At 71.2% G+C, this 15733-nt stretch carries 14 protein-coding genes; 2 read left to right on the top strand and 12 right to left on the bottom strand.

Going from position 1 to position 15733, the window contains the following annotated elements:
- From ACIRP7_RS35910 to ACIRP7_RS35890, 5 genes are read right to left on the bottom strand one after another with little or no spacing between them, the layout of a single operon-like run.
- Complete coding sequence (locus ACIRP7_RS35910; protein ID WP_403668187.1) at nt 1-1218, bottom strand: ketosynthase chain-length factor; 1218 nt, start codon at nt 1216-1218, stop codon at nt 1-3.
- On the bottom strand, nt 1215-2483 hold the full coding sequence (locus ACIRP7_RS35905) for a beta-ketoacyl-[acyl-carrier-protein] synthase family protein (RefSeq protein ID WP_403668184.1): 1269 nt from the start codon (nt 2481-2483) through the stop codon (nt 1215-1217). Before ACIRP7_RS35905 ends, ACIRP7_RS35910 begins: the two co-directional genes overlap by 4 nt.
- On the bottom strand, nt 2480-2947 hold the full coding sequence (locus ACIRP7_RS35900) for a lipocalin-like domain-containing protein (protein WP_403668181.1): 468 nt from the start codon (nt 2945-2947) through the stop codon (nt 2480-2482). Before ACIRP7_RS35900 ends, ACIRP7_RS35905 begins: the two co-directional genes overlap by 4 nt.
- 11 nt (nt 2948-2958) lie before the next feature.
- A complete protein-coding gene (locus tag ACIRP7_RS35895; RefSeq protein ID WP_403668178.1) occupies nt 2959-4107 on the bottom strand; it encodes an alpha/beta hydrolase family protein in 1149 nt (382 codons plus the stop codon).
- A gap of 55 nt (nt 4108-4162) precedes the next feature.
- Nucleotides 4163-4954, bottom strand: coding sequence for an SDR family NAD(P)-dependent oxidoreductase (locus ACIRP7_RS35890; RefSeq protein ID WP_403668175.1), 792 nt, complete (start codon nt 4952-4954; stop codon nt 4163-4165).
- 203 nt (nt 4955-5157) lie between these two features.
- On the opposite strand from ACIRP7_RS35890, the gene ACIRP7_RS35885 reads away from it, so the two are divergent.
- Nucleotides 5158-5583 carry a nuclear transport factor 2 family protein gene (locus ACIRP7_RS35885; RefSeq protein WP_403668172.1) on the top strand — a complete coding sequence of 142 codons (426 nt, stop codon included), beginning with the start codon at nt 5158-5160 and terminating at the stop codon, nt 5581-5583.
- 84 nt (nt 5584-5667) lie between these two features.
- On the opposite strand, the gene ACIRP7_RS35880 is transcribed toward ACIRP7_RS35885, so the two are convergent.
- The gene (locus tag ACIRP7_RS35880) at nt 5668-6549 is read right to left on the bottom strand and encodes an NAD(P)H-binding protein (protein ID WP_403668169.1); all 882 of its coding nucleotides are present in this window, start codon (nt 6547-6549) and stop codon (nt 5668-5670) included.
- Between the two features lie 118 nt (nt 6550-6667).
- Between ACIRP7_RS35880 and ACIRP7_RS35875 the strand changes: the two genes are divergently transcribed.
- On the top strand, nt 6668-7258 hold the full coding sequence (locus tag ACIRP7_RS35875) for a TetR/AcrR family transcriptional regulator (RefSeq protein WP_403668166.1): 591 nt from the start codon (nt 6668-6670) through the stop codon (nt 7256-7258).
- A gap of 18 nt (nt 7259-7276) precedes the next feature.
- Here ACIRP7_RS35875 and ACIRP7_RS35870 read toward each other — a convergent pair whose 3' ends face one another.
- The 6 genes from ACIRP7_RS35870 to ACIRP7_RS35845 all read right to left on the bottom strand — a co-directional run bounded on the left by ACIRP7_RS35870 (nt 7277) and on the right by ACIRP7_RS35845 (nt 15718).
- Nucleotides 7277-8707, bottom strand: a complete 1431-nt coding sequence (locus ACIRP7_RS35870) for an FAD-binding oxidoreductase (RefSeq protein WP_403668163.1) — start codon at nt 8705-8707, stop codon at nt 7277-7279.
- 141 nt (nt 8708-8848) lie between these two features.
- Entirely contained in the window at nt 8849-10384 is a 1536-nt protein-coding gene (locus tag ACIRP7_RS35865) for a long-chain fatty acid--CoA ligase (RefSeq protein WP_403668160.1), read from the bottom strand.
- The gene (gene hemA, locus ACIRP7_RS35860; RefSeq protein ID WP_403668157.1) at nt 10381-11607 is read right to left on the bottom strand and encodes a 5-aminolevulinate synthase; all 1227 of its coding nucleotides are present in this window, start codon (nt 11605-11607) and stop codon (nt 10381-10383) included. Before hemA ends, ACIRP7_RS35865 begins: the two co-directional genes overlap by 4 nt.
- 6 nt (nt 11608-11613) lie before the next feature.
- Complete coding sequence (locus ACIRP7_RS35855) at nt 11614-13179, bottom strand: class I adenylate-forming enzyme family protein (protein ID WP_403668154.1); 1566 nt, start codon at nt 13177-13179, stop codon at nt 11614-11616.
- A 12-nt stretch (nt 13180-13191) separates the two neighbouring features.
- Entirely contained in the window at nt 13192-14442 is a 1251-nt protein-coding gene (locus tag ACIRP7_RS35850; RefSeq protein WP_403668151.1) for a cytochrome P450, read from the bottom strand.
- A gap of 37 nt (nt 14443-14479) precedes the next feature.
- On the bottom strand, nt 14480-15718 hold the full coding sequence (locus tag ACIRP7_RS35845; RefSeq protein ID WP_403668148.1) for a tryptophan 7-halogenase: 1239 nt from the start codon (nt 15716-15718) through the stop codon (nt 14480-14482).
- Nucleotides 15719-15733: the final 15 nt, after the last annotated feature.

The raw sequence follows: 15733 nt of genomic DNA, 5'->3' as shown, positions 1-15733 counted from the left end.
TCAACTCCTGTCCTGGAACGTACGGATCACGGCGGCCGCGTTGAACCCCCAGCGGCCCCGGGCGAGTACGAGCGCGGTGTCCACCCGCGCCTCGCGAGGTTCACCGAGCACGACGTCGAGGCCGTAGTCGGTCGGTACCGTGCCGGTACCGAAGGTCGGTGGGATCACCTGGTCCTGGATGCTCATCAACGCGGCCACGACGTCGAGCGTCCCGCCGCCGGAGAACAACCGGCCGGTGAGTGCCTTCGGCGCGGTGACCGGCGCCCCGCGCACTCCGAAGACCTCCCGCAGGGCGAGTGCCTCGGCCCGGTCCAGCTCGGGCAGGCCCGCCGCGTCGGCGAAGACCGCGTCCACCTCTTCGGCGGCGATCCCCGCATCCGCCAGGGCCAGTTCCGCTGCGCGCCGCAGCCCGGGAGGACGCCCGGTGCCGGGCGCCGGGTCGAACGTGGCCGCGTAGCCCGCGAGTTCGCCGTAGACGTGGGCACCGCGTTCGCGCGCCGAGCCGGCGTCCTCCAGTACGCAGATCGCGCCGCCCTCGCCGGGGACGTAACCGCTCGCCTCCCTGTCGAAGGGCCGGTACGCGGTCGCGGGGTCGGGGTCGCGGCTGACCCGCCCGCTGGACAGGTGCGAGACCCATCCCCAGGGGTCGAAAGCGGAGTCGACACCGCCGCTCAGCATGATCGGCACGCCCGCCCGGACGCTGCGTCGTGCCTGCCCCAACGCGTCCAGTCCGCCCGCCTGTTCGGCCACCAGCGCACAGCTCGGTCCGCGCATCCCGTGCCGGATGGAGATCTGGCCGGTGTTCACGGCGTAGAACCAGGCGAAGGACTCATACGCGCTGACGTGCTGCGACCCCTGGGACCACAGCTTCCTGAACTCCCGGTGGGTGAACTCGAATCCGCCGGAGGCGTTGGCGGTGACGACGCCCATGTCGTAGTCGGTGACCGAGGCGGTGTCCAGGTCGGCATCCTCCAGGGCGCTCTGGGCGGCGATCAGGGCCAGCCGGGTCGACACGTCGGTCTGCGGCAGCAGCCGGCTGGGCAGGTGCTGCGCCGGGTCCAGGTCGCGCACCAGTCCGGCCAGACGCGCGGGCTGGCCGGAGGTGTCGAACCGGTCCAGCTCGCCGATGCCGCTGCGGCCCGAGAGCGTCGCCGCCCAGAACTCCTTGACGCCGACCCCGTTCGGGGCGACCACGCCCACTCCGGTGAACACGCTCATGCGGTCACCGGCCTCGGCCTGGTCAGCACCATCGCGCTCTGGAACCCGCCGAAGCCGCTGCCGACGGTCAACACGGTGTCGGTGCGATGTTCCCGTGCCGTCATGGGGACGTAGTCCAGATCGCATTCGGGGTCCTTCACCTGGTGGTTCGCTGTCGGCGGCACCACCTGCCGCTCGATGGCCAGCAGCGATGCGGCGATCTCCACCGAGCCGATGGCGCCCAGTGAGTGGCCCACCATGGACTTGATCGAGCTGACCGGTGTCCGGTACGCGTGCGCGCCGAGGCTGCGTTTGAACGCGGCGGTCTCGTGCCGGTCGTTCTGTTTGGTGCCCGAGCCGTGCGCGTTGACGTAGTCGACCGCGGTGGGGTCGAGCCTCGCCTGGTCGAGAGCCGCTCGGATGGCCTCGGTCATCTCCCGGCCGTCGGGCTTCAGGCCGGTCATGTGGTAGGCGTTGCACCGGGTGGCGTAGCCGCCGACCTCGGCGTAGATGTGCGCGCCCCGCCGCCGGGCGGCCGTGAGCTCCTCCAGGACGAACACGGCCGCGCCCTCGGCCAGGACGAAGCCGTTGCGGGTGCCGTCGAAGGGTCGGGAGGCGTGCTCCGGATCGTCGTTGTACGTCGTGGTCGCCTTGATCGCGTCGAAACTGGACACCACGATCGGGGTGATCGGGGTGTCCGCGGCGCCCGCGACCATGACGTCCGCGCTGCCCTCGCGGATCAGCGCGACGGCGTGGCCGACGGAGTCGAGCCCGGAGGTGCAGCCGTTCGACACCAACGCGACCGGTCCCTCCGCACCGACCGCCCAGGCGATCTCGGCGGGCATGATGCTGGGGATCATGTGGTCGAACATGTGCGGGGACAGATACTCCTGCGACATCACCCAGCGCCTGCCGGAGTCCGACAGCACCAGGTACTCCTGCTCCAGGCTGGTCGCCGCGGCGACCGCGCTGCCCAGGCTCACACCGATCCGGTGCGGCTCCCAGGCGCCGGGGTCCAGTCCGCTGTCGGCCACCGCCTCGCGGGCGCAGACCACCGCGAACTGGGTCGCCCGGTCCATCCGCCGTGTCTCACGCGGGGTCAGGCCCTCCGCCGCGGCGTCGAAGGCGACCTCCGCGGCGACCTGGGAACGGTAGGGCGAGGGGTCGAAGAAGGAGATCCGGCGGGTCGCCGTCCGTCCCTCGCACAGCAGGGACCAGAAGGCTTCCCTGCCCAGGCCACCGGGCGCCCGGACGCCCATTCCGGTGATGACCACCCGGCGATTCACGGGGCGCCCCCGGGTATGTCGGTGCCGTTCGTCTGCATGGCTTTCTCTCCCGTGGGTGTGGAGTCGGCGCGTCGCCACTCCAGAACGAGGAACCGCGGCGATCCGCCGAGGCGTTCGCGCAGGACCAGCCGGTCACGGTCCAGCCGCGCCTGACGGACCTGCTCGGTGTGGACGATGCGGGGATGCGAGCCGACGACGACCTCGTGGACCACGTGGTCGCCCGCCACCCGCCACCGCCCCGAATAGCCCATGTACGCGACCGGCGTCCCGCTCGCCGTGTCCGGGTCGGCGGTGCGCATCAGCGCAGCCGACATGTATCCGTGGGCGTCGTAGATCAGCAGTCCGTCGGCCCGGTCGCCGCACGGGCCGGCCCGGGTGGAGCCGTCCTCGGCGAGATAGAAGTGGGTGACCAGACGCCAGGAGCCGACGAGTCCTTCCGCTGTCAGGTGCTCTTGCGGCGACAAGGCGACACTCCCTAGGCCGGCCGGAGCTGATCGGACACCCAGTCGGCCGTCTCGGTGCTCCACAGGTTGACGAGGTTGGGGCAGATGTGGGCCTCGTTCTCGTGCACCACGAGCCGGTGCTTGCCTCCCCAGGCCCGGTCGAGTTCCTCGAGGCCGGCCACCGGGAAGATGTCGTCCCGTCCGCCGTGGACGCTGAGCACCGCGGCGCCGGGGGGCACCGCCGGGTCGATCTCCAGCGCGTCGAAGCGGGCCTGCATGTCCACCGGCTCACCGCAGGCGAACACGAAGCGGAAGTCGTCCTTGAGCCGGCGGGGAAGCCCGTCGAAAGGCGCGACGCGCGGACCGCCCGACAGGTTCACCAGGCAGGTGAACAGTGGGCCGAGCCGCTGGGCGATCCGCAGGGTGAAGTAGCCGCCGAAGCTGATGCCGAAGAAGGCGAGCCGGTCGTGCGCGATGCGTGGATCCTGCCGGAGCCGGTCCACCAGGCCGGCGACGACCGACTCCATCGCGATGCGCAGCGGCACCTGCCCGACATGGATCCCCTGTCCGGGTCCGTCGAACAGCAGCGCCGCGATGCCGCGTTCGAGATAGGGCTCGGCGAGGGCCAGGACCTCCACCTCGGTCATCGAGTCCAGGCCGTTGGACAGGATCACACAGGGCACCGGCTTCGCCCCCGGGCCAGCGGACGGCGGCAGGAAGAGCCAGTACGGAACCCGGCAGCCGCTGTGCTCGCCCGCGGCCAACTCGCCCTCTGTGTACCGGAGTTCGCCGTCGGCGAGGCTGCGCAGGAAGTGCTCGCGCACCAGCGAGCGCAGCCGGAGCTTGCGCTGCCGGTCGCCGAAGTCCATGAACTCCGCCCAGTGGTACGACACCGCGGCCCCGCGCTCGGCGCGCGTGCGTCCGGCGCGAGTGGAGGAGGTGCGGGCCAGCCGGGAGTAGAGGTCGCCGTGGGCGATCCAGCGGGACTGCCATTCCTCCCAGAATTTCGGCGACCCCACGGCGCTGCTGTCCTCGGGGAAATCCCGCAGCACCGTGGCGATGTCCCCCCAGTGCGTCTGCGGCGCGTACCGGGAGTTCAGGAACATCAGACGCGGAAGATAGTAGATGCATTCCGACATCAGCGAACTCGCGGTGCGGGCCGGCGGCGCTGTGCGCGGCATAGCGGAAGCCACCCTTCGTGACATGAGTAATGCAGGGGTTCGGAGGCGTGGGAATTCAGTAGTTGCCGAGCCCGCCGCAGACATTGAGGGCCTGCGCGGTGACTGCGGCGGCGCCGGGAGATATCAGGTACTCGACCATGGCGGCCACCTCGCTCGGCTCCACATAGCGGCCGATCGGAACGCGCGCGGTGATACGGGAATGCGCCTCGGCCGTGTCGACACCCCATATTCCGGCGTAGTGCTCCCGTACCTGCTCGGCCATCGGTGTCTCGACGAAACCGGGGCAGACCGCGTTGACGGTGATGCCGGTCTTCGCCAGTTCCAGCCCCAGTGCCTTGGTGAATCCGACGACTCCGTGCTTGGAGGCGGAGTACGGAGCGGCGTGGACGACGCCCTGCTTGCCGCCGGTGGAGGCGATGTTGATGATCCGGCCGCGGCCGGTCCGAAGCATTCCGCCGGTGGTCAGAGCCTCTTTGGTCATCCTGAAGACGCTGGTCAGGTTGGTTTCGACGACATCGCACCACAGGTCGTCGGAGATCTCCGCGGTAGCCCCGCCGCCCGGACGGCCGGCGTTGTTCACCAGGACGGTGAGCGGACCGAAGCGGTCTGCCGCCCGCCGCACGAGGTCGTGGATCTGCTCCGCCGACCGGACGTCGCAGCCGTGTCCGTCGACCGTGTGTCCCTGCTGCTGCATTTCCTTCACCGTTGCCGCGACGTCGTCATGGTCGCGCGCACAGAGAAATACCGCCATTCCGTGCCCGGCCAGTGTCCGGGCTATTTCCAGGCCGATCCCGCGCGTTGCGCCGGTGACCAGGGCAACAGGCTGTGTTTTTTCGGCCGTTGTCATCCGCATCCCCCTGTTGCCGTCGATCGGCGATCGAGCAGATCTGTTGTGGACGGGATCAACGTAACCAGGTCACCTAAAAGGTTCCTCAAGGCGTACTGAGCCGCTCTTTCGTGGCAGGCGGAGCGATTGCACATGGCTTGACCGAAGTTCGAGCGCTCTCGCAGAGACTGTGCGCGCATCAACCGAGATCTGGGAGAGCGCCAATGACAACAGTCCCCGCCCGGCTCGATCCGGTCACCGCGTATCCACGGGTGCAGCAGTTCTATGCCGCTCAGATGAGGCTCCTGGACGAGCGGGACATCCGCGGTTACGCCGGCACCTTCACCGAGGACGCCGAGTTCGCGCACACCCCCGGACGTGAACCGGCCCGCACCCGGGACGGCATCGTCGCGGACCTGACCGACTTCCACCGCCGGTTCCAGGACGATCCGATGCAGCGGCGGCACTGGGTCAACATGATCGATCTGCGGCTGCTGGACGACGGCGGGTTCCGGGCGACCGCCTACTGCCTGGTCGTCAAGGTCCGGCCGGAGCGGGAGCCGGTCTTCGTCAGCTGCGTCATGCACGACGAACTGGTGGAGCGCGACGGCGTGTTCCTGACCCGCTCGCGCCGCGTCAGCTACGACTGAGGGGCGCACACCGACGCCCAGGGGGCGGCCGCCGGTGCGAAACCGGTCGGCCGCCCCCTGGGCGTCGGTGGTGCGCGGTTCGGGTCAGGAGAGAACGGCCGGCTTGAGCACCTCCTCGCACCACTGTCGGAAGGTGGTGGGGGTGGTGCCCTCGGCGGTGCGCGGTTCGGCGTGGTAGATGTCGCGCAGTTCGACCTCGGTGGCCATGTCGACCAGGCCCTGGGCCCAGCCCTGGGCGATGCCGTTGCGGGTCAGGTTGGCGAGGTAGGCCTCCGCGGGCACCTGCTGGGCGCGGATCGGCCGCTCCAGCACCTCGGACATGATCCGGGCCATGTCGTTGGGCGACAGGTCCTCGGGGCCCAGTACCGGGACCCCCGACTGTCCGTCCCAGGAGTCGTCGAGCAGCAGCCGGGCCGCGACCGTGGCGATGTCGCGCGTGGCACAGGTGGGCAGCTTGTGGTCGGGGGAGATGGCCGTGAAGAACATGCCCTGGTTCTTCAGCGGCATCACCTGCTGGAGCATGTTCTCCATGAAGCCCGGCATCCGCAGTGCGCGGTAGGCGACGCCGGTGGCCTCGATGAGTTCGTCCATGGCCAGCGCGGCCGAGACCTGTCCGGCGTTCTTGGCCGCCCCGCGGCCCAGGGTGGAGACCCCGACGACGCGCCTGACGCCCTGCTGTGTGATCGCCTCGCACGCGGTTCGGGTGAAGCCGAGCACGTAACCGTCGACGCTCTCGGCGCGCGCGTTCGGGGGTACGAGCCAGAACACCGTGTCGGCGCCGACGAACGCCTCGCTGAGCACGGCGGGGTCGGAGTGCGTGCCCTGGACGACCTCGACGCGCTCGCGCACGGGGCCGGGCAGTTTGGCCGGGTCGCGGGCGATGACCCGGACGGGCCGGTCGCCCTCCAGCACCTTCTCGAGGACCTGACGGCCGATCTGGCCGGTGGGAGCGGTGATCACGAGCATGATGCCTCCTGGCAGGAGCAGGGTAAGAGGAAGAGGAAGTCCGGTTCCGTCTTGTCGTGTCGACGATAGTGAACTAAGGTTCCGCTTGTCAATCGACCCCTGAGCCAGGGCCGGAGCGATGTCCGATACCGAACGACCGCTGCGCGCGGACGCCCGCCGCAACCGCGCACGGATCATGGCCTCCGCGCGCGAGCTGTTCGCCCTGCGCGGTCGCGAGGCCCAGATGGAGGAGATCGCCGCCCACTGCGGTCTGGGCATGGGCACCCTTTACCGCCATTTCCCCAGCAAGCAGGCGCTGTTCACCGCCATGGTCCGTGAGCGCTACGAGGGCATGGCGGGCCTCGCCCGCGCCGCCGAACAGATCCCCGACCCGGGCGAGGCCTTCGAAACCGTGCTGCGCAGCTATCTGGAGGCCGCGGACGGCGACGCCAGCTTCCAACTGGCGCTGATGGGCGCGGGCGACATCGAGTGGGAGGGGCTGGAGCAGCAGAAGGCCGAGTTCGCCGAGATCGTCACCCGAGTCATCGAGCGCGCCGTGGTCGCCGGGGCGGTGCGCGCCGATCTCACCTACGCCGACTTCCCGCTGCTCACGCGCGGTGTGATGGCGACCATGTACTTCCGCCCCACGGGCAGCTCCGGCTGGCGCCGCCACCTCGAGCTAGCCCTCGACGGGGTCCGCGCAGACGCCGGGCGTGGGTCCGCCCGCTGAGGCGGACCCCCCGGGGGGTCAGCGGATGTTGTGGTTGACCCGGAACAGGTTGGCCGGATCGTAGACATGCTTGAGCCGCAGCAGCCGGCACCAGTCGCTGTCCGTGTACGCGGCCCGCACCTCCTCCACCGTGGTGTCCAGGGTGCCGAGGAAGGTCGGCACCGTGCCACCGGTGAGCACCGGGGCCAGCGCGTCCAGCACCCCCCGCTGCGCCTGCGCCACGGCCTGCTCCTGCGACGGCTGGGGCACGGGGTTGCTCAGGAACAGCAGGAAGTCCGCGTCCCGGTTGCCGATCGCGCTCGGCACCGCCGGGGGTCGCGCGAACGCGCCACCCAGCTGACGCACCTCCGCCACCCCGGACGGCAGCGTGTTGCCGAAGCCCAGCGTGTCCAGCACCAGATCCGTTCCGGCGGGGTCCAGAGCACCGATGAGACCGCCCTCGACGAGCCCCGCACTGGGCCTGGCGGGGACGTTGAAGATGCCGTCCAGCTGCGCGACCGGCACGTCGGTGACGGTGTCCGCGACGGGGTGCAGGGCCCGCAGCGGGGCGAGTTCGGCCGCGCCGTCGGTCGCTGAACCGACGTACACCGTCTCGATCCGCAGCACCTGGCTGGTGGGCTGGCGGATGAAGGAGGCGACCGACGTCATCCTCTCCGACACCGTCGCGGTCCACGCGACGTACGCCTTGAACGCCTGCGCGGCCGCCGCCGCGGGGAAGACCAGGCCGCCGCCGTACACGGTGGCGTTCGGCAGCAGGTCGATCTCGAAGGCGGTGACGGCGCCGAAGTTGCTCCCGCCACCGCGCACCGCCCAGAACAGGTCGCGTTCCCTGGCCGGGGTGAGGTGCCGCAGCCGCCCGTCCGGGGTGACCAGGTCGATCGAGCGCACCCGGTCGGAGGCGAAGCCGTAGGTCCGGCCGAGCACCGGCACGCCGCCGCCGGTGGCATAGCCGGTGGCCCCCACGTCCGAGGTCGAGCCGACCGGCGGGAGCAGACCCGCCGGGGCCGCGACGGCGAGTACGTCGGCCCACTTCGCACCGCCGGATATCCGCGCCGTCCGGGCGGCCGTGTCGACGCTGACGCCGTTCATCTTGCGCATGTTGATCAGCAGGGCGCCGTCGGCGGGCACGCAGATACCGTGTCCCGTCGCCTGCACCGCGATCGGCCAGCCGAGCCCCCCGGCGCCGATGCGCACCGCCGTCGCCACGTCCTGCGGCGTCTCGGCGACCACGATGGCGTTCGGGCTCTGCTGGATCAGGGTGTTGAAGGCGGCACGCTCCGCGTCGTAGTCCGCGTCCCCCGGGAAGAGCACCTTCCCGCCGAGCGCGGTGCGCAGGTCGTCCGGTGTGGTGCCGCCGGTGGCCGTGGCCGGGCCCGCCGCGGGACCGGCTCCGACGGCGAGCGCCGCCGCCCCCATGCCGACGGCCTTGAGGGCCGACCGTCTGCTCATGTTCGAGCTCATCTGATTCCTCCGTAGATGGCCCCGCCTCCAGGCGGGGAGGAACGGACTCCTGCGGAGCAGGGCGAGGGCCCCTCGTCGCACGGTTCCCGTCCGGGAACCGTGGCAACTCTGGCAAAACGACCTAAAGGATCAGTCGACCCGGACACGGTGCCGCCCGCTCTCCCCGGACCGCCCGAACAGGCCCACCAGTTCGCGCTTGAGGACCTTGCCGCTCGCGCCGACCGGGAACGTGTCGACGAACTCGACCCGGCGCGGATACTTGTACGCCGCCATCCGTTCCTTCGCCCAGGCCGAGATCTCCGCGCCGAGCGCCGGGCCGGCCGTCCTGCCCGGCACCGGGCGGACCACCGCGCACACCTCCTCCCCGTAGCGGGGATCCGGCACGCCGATCACCGCGGCCTGCGCGACAGCGGGATGACGCATCAGCACGTCCTCGACCTCGCGCGGATAGACGTTGTAGCCGCCCCGCACCACCATGTCCTTCTTGCGGTCCACCAGGGTGAGGCAGCCGTCGGTGTCCTTGAACCCCAGGTCGCCGGAGCGGAACCAGCCGTCGACCAGGGCAGCGGTGGTGGCGTCCGGGCGGCCCAGGTAACCGGCCATCAGATTGTGTCCGCGCACCACGATCTCGCCGATCTCGCCCGCCGGCAGCAGCTCGACACGCTCCTCCAGGTCCGCCCTGGCGATCTCCGCCCGCACACCCCACACCGGGAAACCCACGGCCCCTGGCCGCCGGGGCGTCCCGGGCCGGTTGTAGGCGATGACGGGCGAGGTCTCGGTCATGCCGTAGCCCTCGTAGATCGGGCACCCGAACTCCCGCTCGAAGTCCTCCAGAACCCGCACCGGCAGCGCGGACCCGCCCGAGTAGGCCCGCTCCAGGGTGGTCGGGCGGGCGCCGGTCTCCAGCAGGGCCAGATACATGGTGGGGACGCCCATGAACACCGTGCACCGGTGCCGGGTCATCAGGTCCACGGCCCGGTCCGCGTCGAAGGACGGCATCAGCACCATCGTCGCGCCCGCCCGGAAACAGACGCCCATGCCGCAGATCTGGCCGAACGTGTGGAACAGCGGAAGCGCCCCGAGCAGCACGTCCTCGGGCCGGAAGGCGAAGGGGGAGAGCATGCAGACCGTGATGTTCATCGTCAGTGCCAGGTGGGTCAGCTGCGCGCCCTTCGGTCGGCCCGTGGTGCCCGAGGTGTAGAGCACCACGGCGATGTCGCCGGGCGCCCGCGGCAGCCAGTCTTCGACCGGGACCGCCTGCCGGGCGCGGGCCCCGAGGCGTTCCGCCTCCAGCAGCGCTACCCCCGCGCGCCGGGCACCGGCGGTGCCCTCGCCGAGCAGCGCGCCGTCGCAGACCAGCAGCCGCGCCCCGGAGTCGCGCAGCACGTACGCGATCTCCTCCGCCTTCAGCAGCGCGTGCACCGGCACCACGGTGGCCCCCACCGCGAGGGCCCCGTAGTACGCCATGGGAAAGCGCGGTGAGTTGCCGAGCAGCAGCGCGACCGTGTCACCGGCGCCGATGCCCTGCTCGGTCAGGACGGCCGCGTGCCGCCGCGCCTCCGACCAGAGTTGACGATACGTCAGGACTTCGGGCCCGAAGACGACCGCGGGATGGTCCGGACGCCGTGCCGCCGACTCGGCGAGCACGGCGGCCAGCGATATCACGGGCGCCCGGGGACGGCCGTCGGCAGCTCGAGCTCCTGCCAGATGCCGTCCAGTGCGTCGACGAACTTCTCGATGTCGGTCGTGGTGTGCGTGGCCGACGGCGCGACCCGCAGGATCTCCTCGCCCTCCCGCACGCTCGGCGCGTTGATCGGCTGCACGTAGATCCCGTGCCGCTCCATCAGCAGCGCGGACGCCCTGCGGCACCGCCGGTCGTCCCCGACGAACACGGAGACGATGTGCGAGTCCGCCGAGACGAACGGGATCGCCCGCTCGGCCAGCAGCCGGTGCAGCAGCCGGGCGTTCTCGGCGAGCCGGGCCCGCTCGTACTCCGAGGACCGCAGGTGCTGTACGGCGGCCAGCGCGCCGGCCGCGGTCGACGGCGGCAGCGAGGTGGTGAAGATGAACGAGCGGGAGAAGCTGCGCACCGCGTCGACCAGGGCCGCCGGGCCGGCGATGTACCCGCCCGCGGTGCCGAGCCCCTTGGCCATCGTGCCCATGATGACGGTGAACTCGCCGTCCAGGCCTTCCCGGGCGGCGATGCCCGCCCCCTGCGGCCCGTACATGCCGACCGCGTGCACCTCGTCGAGGTAGGTGGTGGCGTCGTACCGGGCGGCCAACCGCGCCACGTCGGCGAGCGGAGCTGTGTCGCCGGACATGGAGTACACCGACTCCAGGACGATCAGCTTGGGCCGGTCCGGGTCCGCGGCGGCGAGAAGCTCCTCCAGGTGGTCGGTGTCGTTGTGCCGGAAGATCTTCTTCTCGGCCCGGCTGTGCCGCAGGCCGTCGATGATCGAGGCGTGGTTGAGCGCGTCCGAGAAGACAAGGGTGCCGGGCGCCCGGCCGGCCAGCACCGACAGCGCGCCGTCGTTGGCGGTGTAGCCGGACGGGAAGACGATCGCGGCTTCCTTGCCGTGCAGCGCCGCGAGTTCCCTCTCCAGGAGTACGTGGTAGTGGTTGGTCCCGCCTATGTTGCGGGAGCCGCCCGAGCCGGCGCCGAAGGCGTCCACCGCGTCCTTGACCGCCTCCAGTACGACCGGGTGCTGCCCCATGCCGAGGTAGTCGTTGCTGCACCAGACGCTGATCTCCTGCTCGCGGCTGTCGCGGCCCAGCCGTGCGACGGCGCTCGGGAACAGCCCTGCCCGCCTGCCGATCTCGAGGAACTCCCGTTTCCGGTCCCCGAATCGGGCCATCTCGTCGGTGAAGTGCTCCAGGTGCTTGTTCATGCGGGATCACCTTCCAGGCGCGGTGCCGGCCGGTGCGCCGGTCTCCCGGCGCAGCCATGACTTGTCCGGCTTGCCGGAGTGCTTGAGCGGCATCGTGTCCAGCAGCAGGACTTCTTCGGGGACGTGCGGGGTGGACAGGGCCGCCCTGACCCGGTCGCGCACCTCGGCGGGCGTGACGCGGGCGCCCTCACGGAGCACGACGGCCGCGTGGACGTGCTCGATGTTGCAGGCGTCCCGGACGCCGTAGACCGCGGCCTGCGCGACGCCGGGCACGGTGAGGATCTCCCGCTCGACGATGGCCGGGTACACCTTGATGCCCTCGGTCTTGATGACGTCGGCGATGCGGTCCAGCAGATGCAGCCGGCCCTCGCCGTCGAGGTGGCCGAGGTCCCCGGTGCGGTACCAGCCGCCGCGCAGCGCCTGCGCGGTGCGCGCGGGGTCCGCCCAGTAACCGTCCATGAGATGCGGCGAGTTCACGCACACCTCGCCGGTCTCGCCCACGGCCACCCCGTCGTCGGTACCGGGCACGCAGATCTTGATCCGGACCCCCGGGAACGGCCGGCCCACGGTGCCGGCCAGCTGCGGGTCCTTGTGGTCGTGCGGGCCGAGGAAGGTGATGCGGCCGCACTCGCTGGCCCCGTACCCCTGCACCAGCACCGGCCCGAACGCCTCGGCCGCCTCGGCGATCCTGGTGGGCGCGGCCGCGCAGCCGCCGTAGATCAGCTGGCGCAGTGAGGACAGGTCGGCCCGGGTGAGGCGGTACTGGTCGACCATCTCGTACAGCTGCGGAGTGGCCAGGTACATGCGGGTGACGTGGTGTTCCTCGACCGCCCGCAACGCCTCCTCGGGGCGCATCTGTTCGTGCAGCACCACACCGCCGCCGGACAGCAGGGCCGCGTCGGCCATCGGGCCGACGGTGTGGCTCAGCGGTGTGGTGACCAGCAGCCGTACCTCTTCGCCGGCCGTGTTGGACGCCGCCGCCGCGTCGACACGGCTGGTCCAGGCGCGGGCGGACAGCAGGATCCCCTTGGGCCGGCCGGTGCTGCCGCTGGTGAGGCCGATGACGGCGGCCGCCTCCGGGCTCCAGCCGGCGGCGGGCCGGGGTACACCGCCGGCGGGTGGCGCGGCGGTACGGACGACCGCGACGCGGTCGCGGGTCCGCCGGGCCAGGATCCTCGCCCGGTCCTCGTTCTCCGGATCGCTCAGCAGGGCGGCGGCACCGGTGTCGAGCAGTATCCGCACCTGCTCGTCCGTGGACAGCACCGGCACGGTCGAGCCGGCGTTGGTGGAGCGCAGATAGCAGACGGCGGCACCGACCAGGTGGGCGGCATACCGGGCCGCGAGCATGTCGGGGCTGTTGGGGGCGACCAGGACACCCAGCACACCGCCCGGGCCGAGCCCATGGTGCCGTAGGGCCTGCGCCGTCCTGGTGACGGAGGCGGCCAGTTCGCCGGCGGCGATCGCGCGTCCGCGCCAGTGCACCGCGGTGTGCTCGGGGTCGGCGGCCAGGATCGACATGATCCGTGCGGCGTAGCCGTCGTGCTCCGACCACCAGTGGTCAGAAACGGGCATTGTCTCCTCGATTCAGCCGGAGGTGAGCCTGAGCGGCAGCTCGGCCAGACCCCGGACGGTGTTGTTGAGGTGGCGGCGCGGCGGGCGGCTCGTCTCGATCGTGGCGGCGAGCCGGGTCAGCGCCCGCAGCATGACGTCCGCTTCCAGGTAGGCGACGATCCGCCCGACGCAGGCGTGGATGCCGGCCCCGAAGCCGAGGTGACCGCCGGACTTGCGGGTGATGTCGAACGTGTCGGGCCGCTCCCAGCGGCGCGGGTCCCGGTTGGCGGCGCCGAAGAGCAGCAAAATCTTCTCCCCGGCGGGCAGGTCGACCCCGTCGAGCACGGTGTCCTTCGCGACCACCCGGAAGAACATCCGGGTCGGCGACTCCAGACGCACCGCCTCGTCGAACGCAGCCCGGATCAGCTCCGGTTGCCGGCGCAGCAGCGCGTACTGCTCCGGGTGGGTGGCCAGCAGCCACAGCACCGAGCCCAGTCCGCGTACGGTGGTGTCGATCCCGGCGGCCAGCAACGACCGTACGAGCACGGCCCCTTCGTCGCGGCTGTATCCCTCGCTCCGGGCGAGCCGGTGGATCTGCGCGCCCCAGCCCTCGGGGTCCAGCCGGTCCGGATAGCAGTGCCGCACGACCCAGGGCAGGGCCGCGTCACCGGCCGCGACCGAATTGCGGAACAGTTCGTTGGGCGGCCCGAAGGCGTTGAACGCGAAGTCCGCGAAGGGCAGCAGGTGCTCCGCGCGGCCCTCCCTGGGCAGCCCGACCGCGTCGGCGAACAGCCGCAGCGGCAGCTCCTGGGCGAGCCTGCCGATCCCGTCGAACTCGCCGGTGTCCACCAGCTGTCCGACCATCGCCTCCGCCTGGGCCGCCCAGGCCTGCGCCCTGGCCCGCACCGCGCTGGCGGAGAGCACCGAACCGACCACGCGCCGGGCGCGGGTGTGGTCGGGCGGGTCCTGCTCCAGCAGCAGACTCGGGGTACGCCAGCCCGGTCCCCGGCCGGCGCCGGCCATCCCGGCGTTCACGTCCGAGGGGCCCTGCTGCCGGCGCAGGTCGGCGAGGCCCACGCCGGCCGTGGAACTGAAGGTGTCGTGGTCGAGGACGGCGGCGCGGACGGCGCTGAACCGTCCGGTGGCCCAGACGCCGTAGCGCTCCAGCCACACCACCGGCCCGGCTTCGCGTAGTCGCTCATAGGCGGGATAGGGATCGTCGAGGACATCGAGGGCGAACGGATCGAGGTCGCTGACCGGCAGGGTCTGGTTCATCGTCGACATCGGCCGACCTTTCGTCGAGAGCGGGACATGTGTGCGGCTACTGCTGCAGCTGCCAGCCCTCCACCGCCTTGGCCAGGCCGGAGACGAGGACGATGAAGTCGTCCCGGGCCTTGCGCTCCGCCTCGGGGTCGATCAGGTCGCGTGCCTTGGCGAAGTACTCCTCGACCTCCTTGTTCTGGTCGTAGAAGAAGCGCACGAAGTCGATCACCACGTCGAGGACCGCGTGGTACTCCTTCTCGTAGCTGTGCAGCAGCTCGGCCTCGGTGTCCGGGGCGTCGAGGATCCGGTGCACGGCGTGCGCGGCCAGCGACCCGCCCTTGAGGGCGAGCATGACCCCGGTGGAGAACAGCGGGTCGATGAACGCCGCGGCGTCGCCGACCTGGAGGAAGCCCGGCCCGCTCATGCGCTCGCAGGTGTAGGACCAGTCCTTGGCCGTGCGCACCTGGGCGACCTCCACGGCACCGGACAGCAGCCGCCTGATCGTCCGGGTCTCGCCGATCTGCTGGTACAGCAGGTCCGCAGGGGCCAGGTCGGACGTGGCGAACTGCTGGCTCGGGGCGACGAACCCCACGCTGCAGGTGTCGTCGCTGAACGGGATCATCCACAGCCAGCCGGGCGGGCAGGCCTCCACCACGATGTTGCCGGCGTCGTCCCCCTCCAGCCGGCTGCCGCCCTGGTAGTACGTCCACGCGGCCAGGTTCTTCAGATCGGGATGCCAGTCGACCGAGCCGAAGCGCCGGCCCATGAACTTCGACTGGCCGGAGGCGTCGACGACCAGCGGGGCGTACACGTCGATCATGTCGTCGGAGTGGGCGGGACTGTAGCGAACCCCGGTGCAGCGGTCACCCTCGAAGATCGCCTCGCGGACCTGCGCCTCCTCGACCACGGTCGTGCCGAGCCGCCGGGAGTGGGTCAGCAGCATGTTGTCGAACTCCGCCCGCTTGACCTCGTAGGCGTAGGGCCGGGGCGCCGAGTCGTCCACCGGGGCGCTGGTGGCGATCTCGTCGAAGCGGATGGTCCACGGCTCCGGGCTCGGGCCCCAGATCAGCGTCACCCCGTTCTTGCGCTGGGCCCCCAGCTGTTCCAGCGCCGTGGCGGCGCCGAGCTCCCTGATGACCGGCATCACGCCGGGGATGAGCGACTCCCCGATGTGGTACCGGGGGAACTTCTCCTTCTCCAGCAGGAGCACGCGCCGGCCCCACATGGACAGCAACCCCGAGGTCGCGGCGCCCGCGGGTCCTCCGCCCACGACGATGACGTCGTACTGATTGCGCATCGGTAGTCCTCCTGT

Source organism: Streptomyces sp. NPDC102270, assembly GCF_044766405.1.
GTDB lineage: Bacteria > Actinomycetota > Actinomycetes > Streptomycetales > Streptomycetaceae > Streptomyces.
Note: the sequence above shows the minus strand (reverse complement) of the source record. Positions and strands in the feature narration are given on the sequence as shown.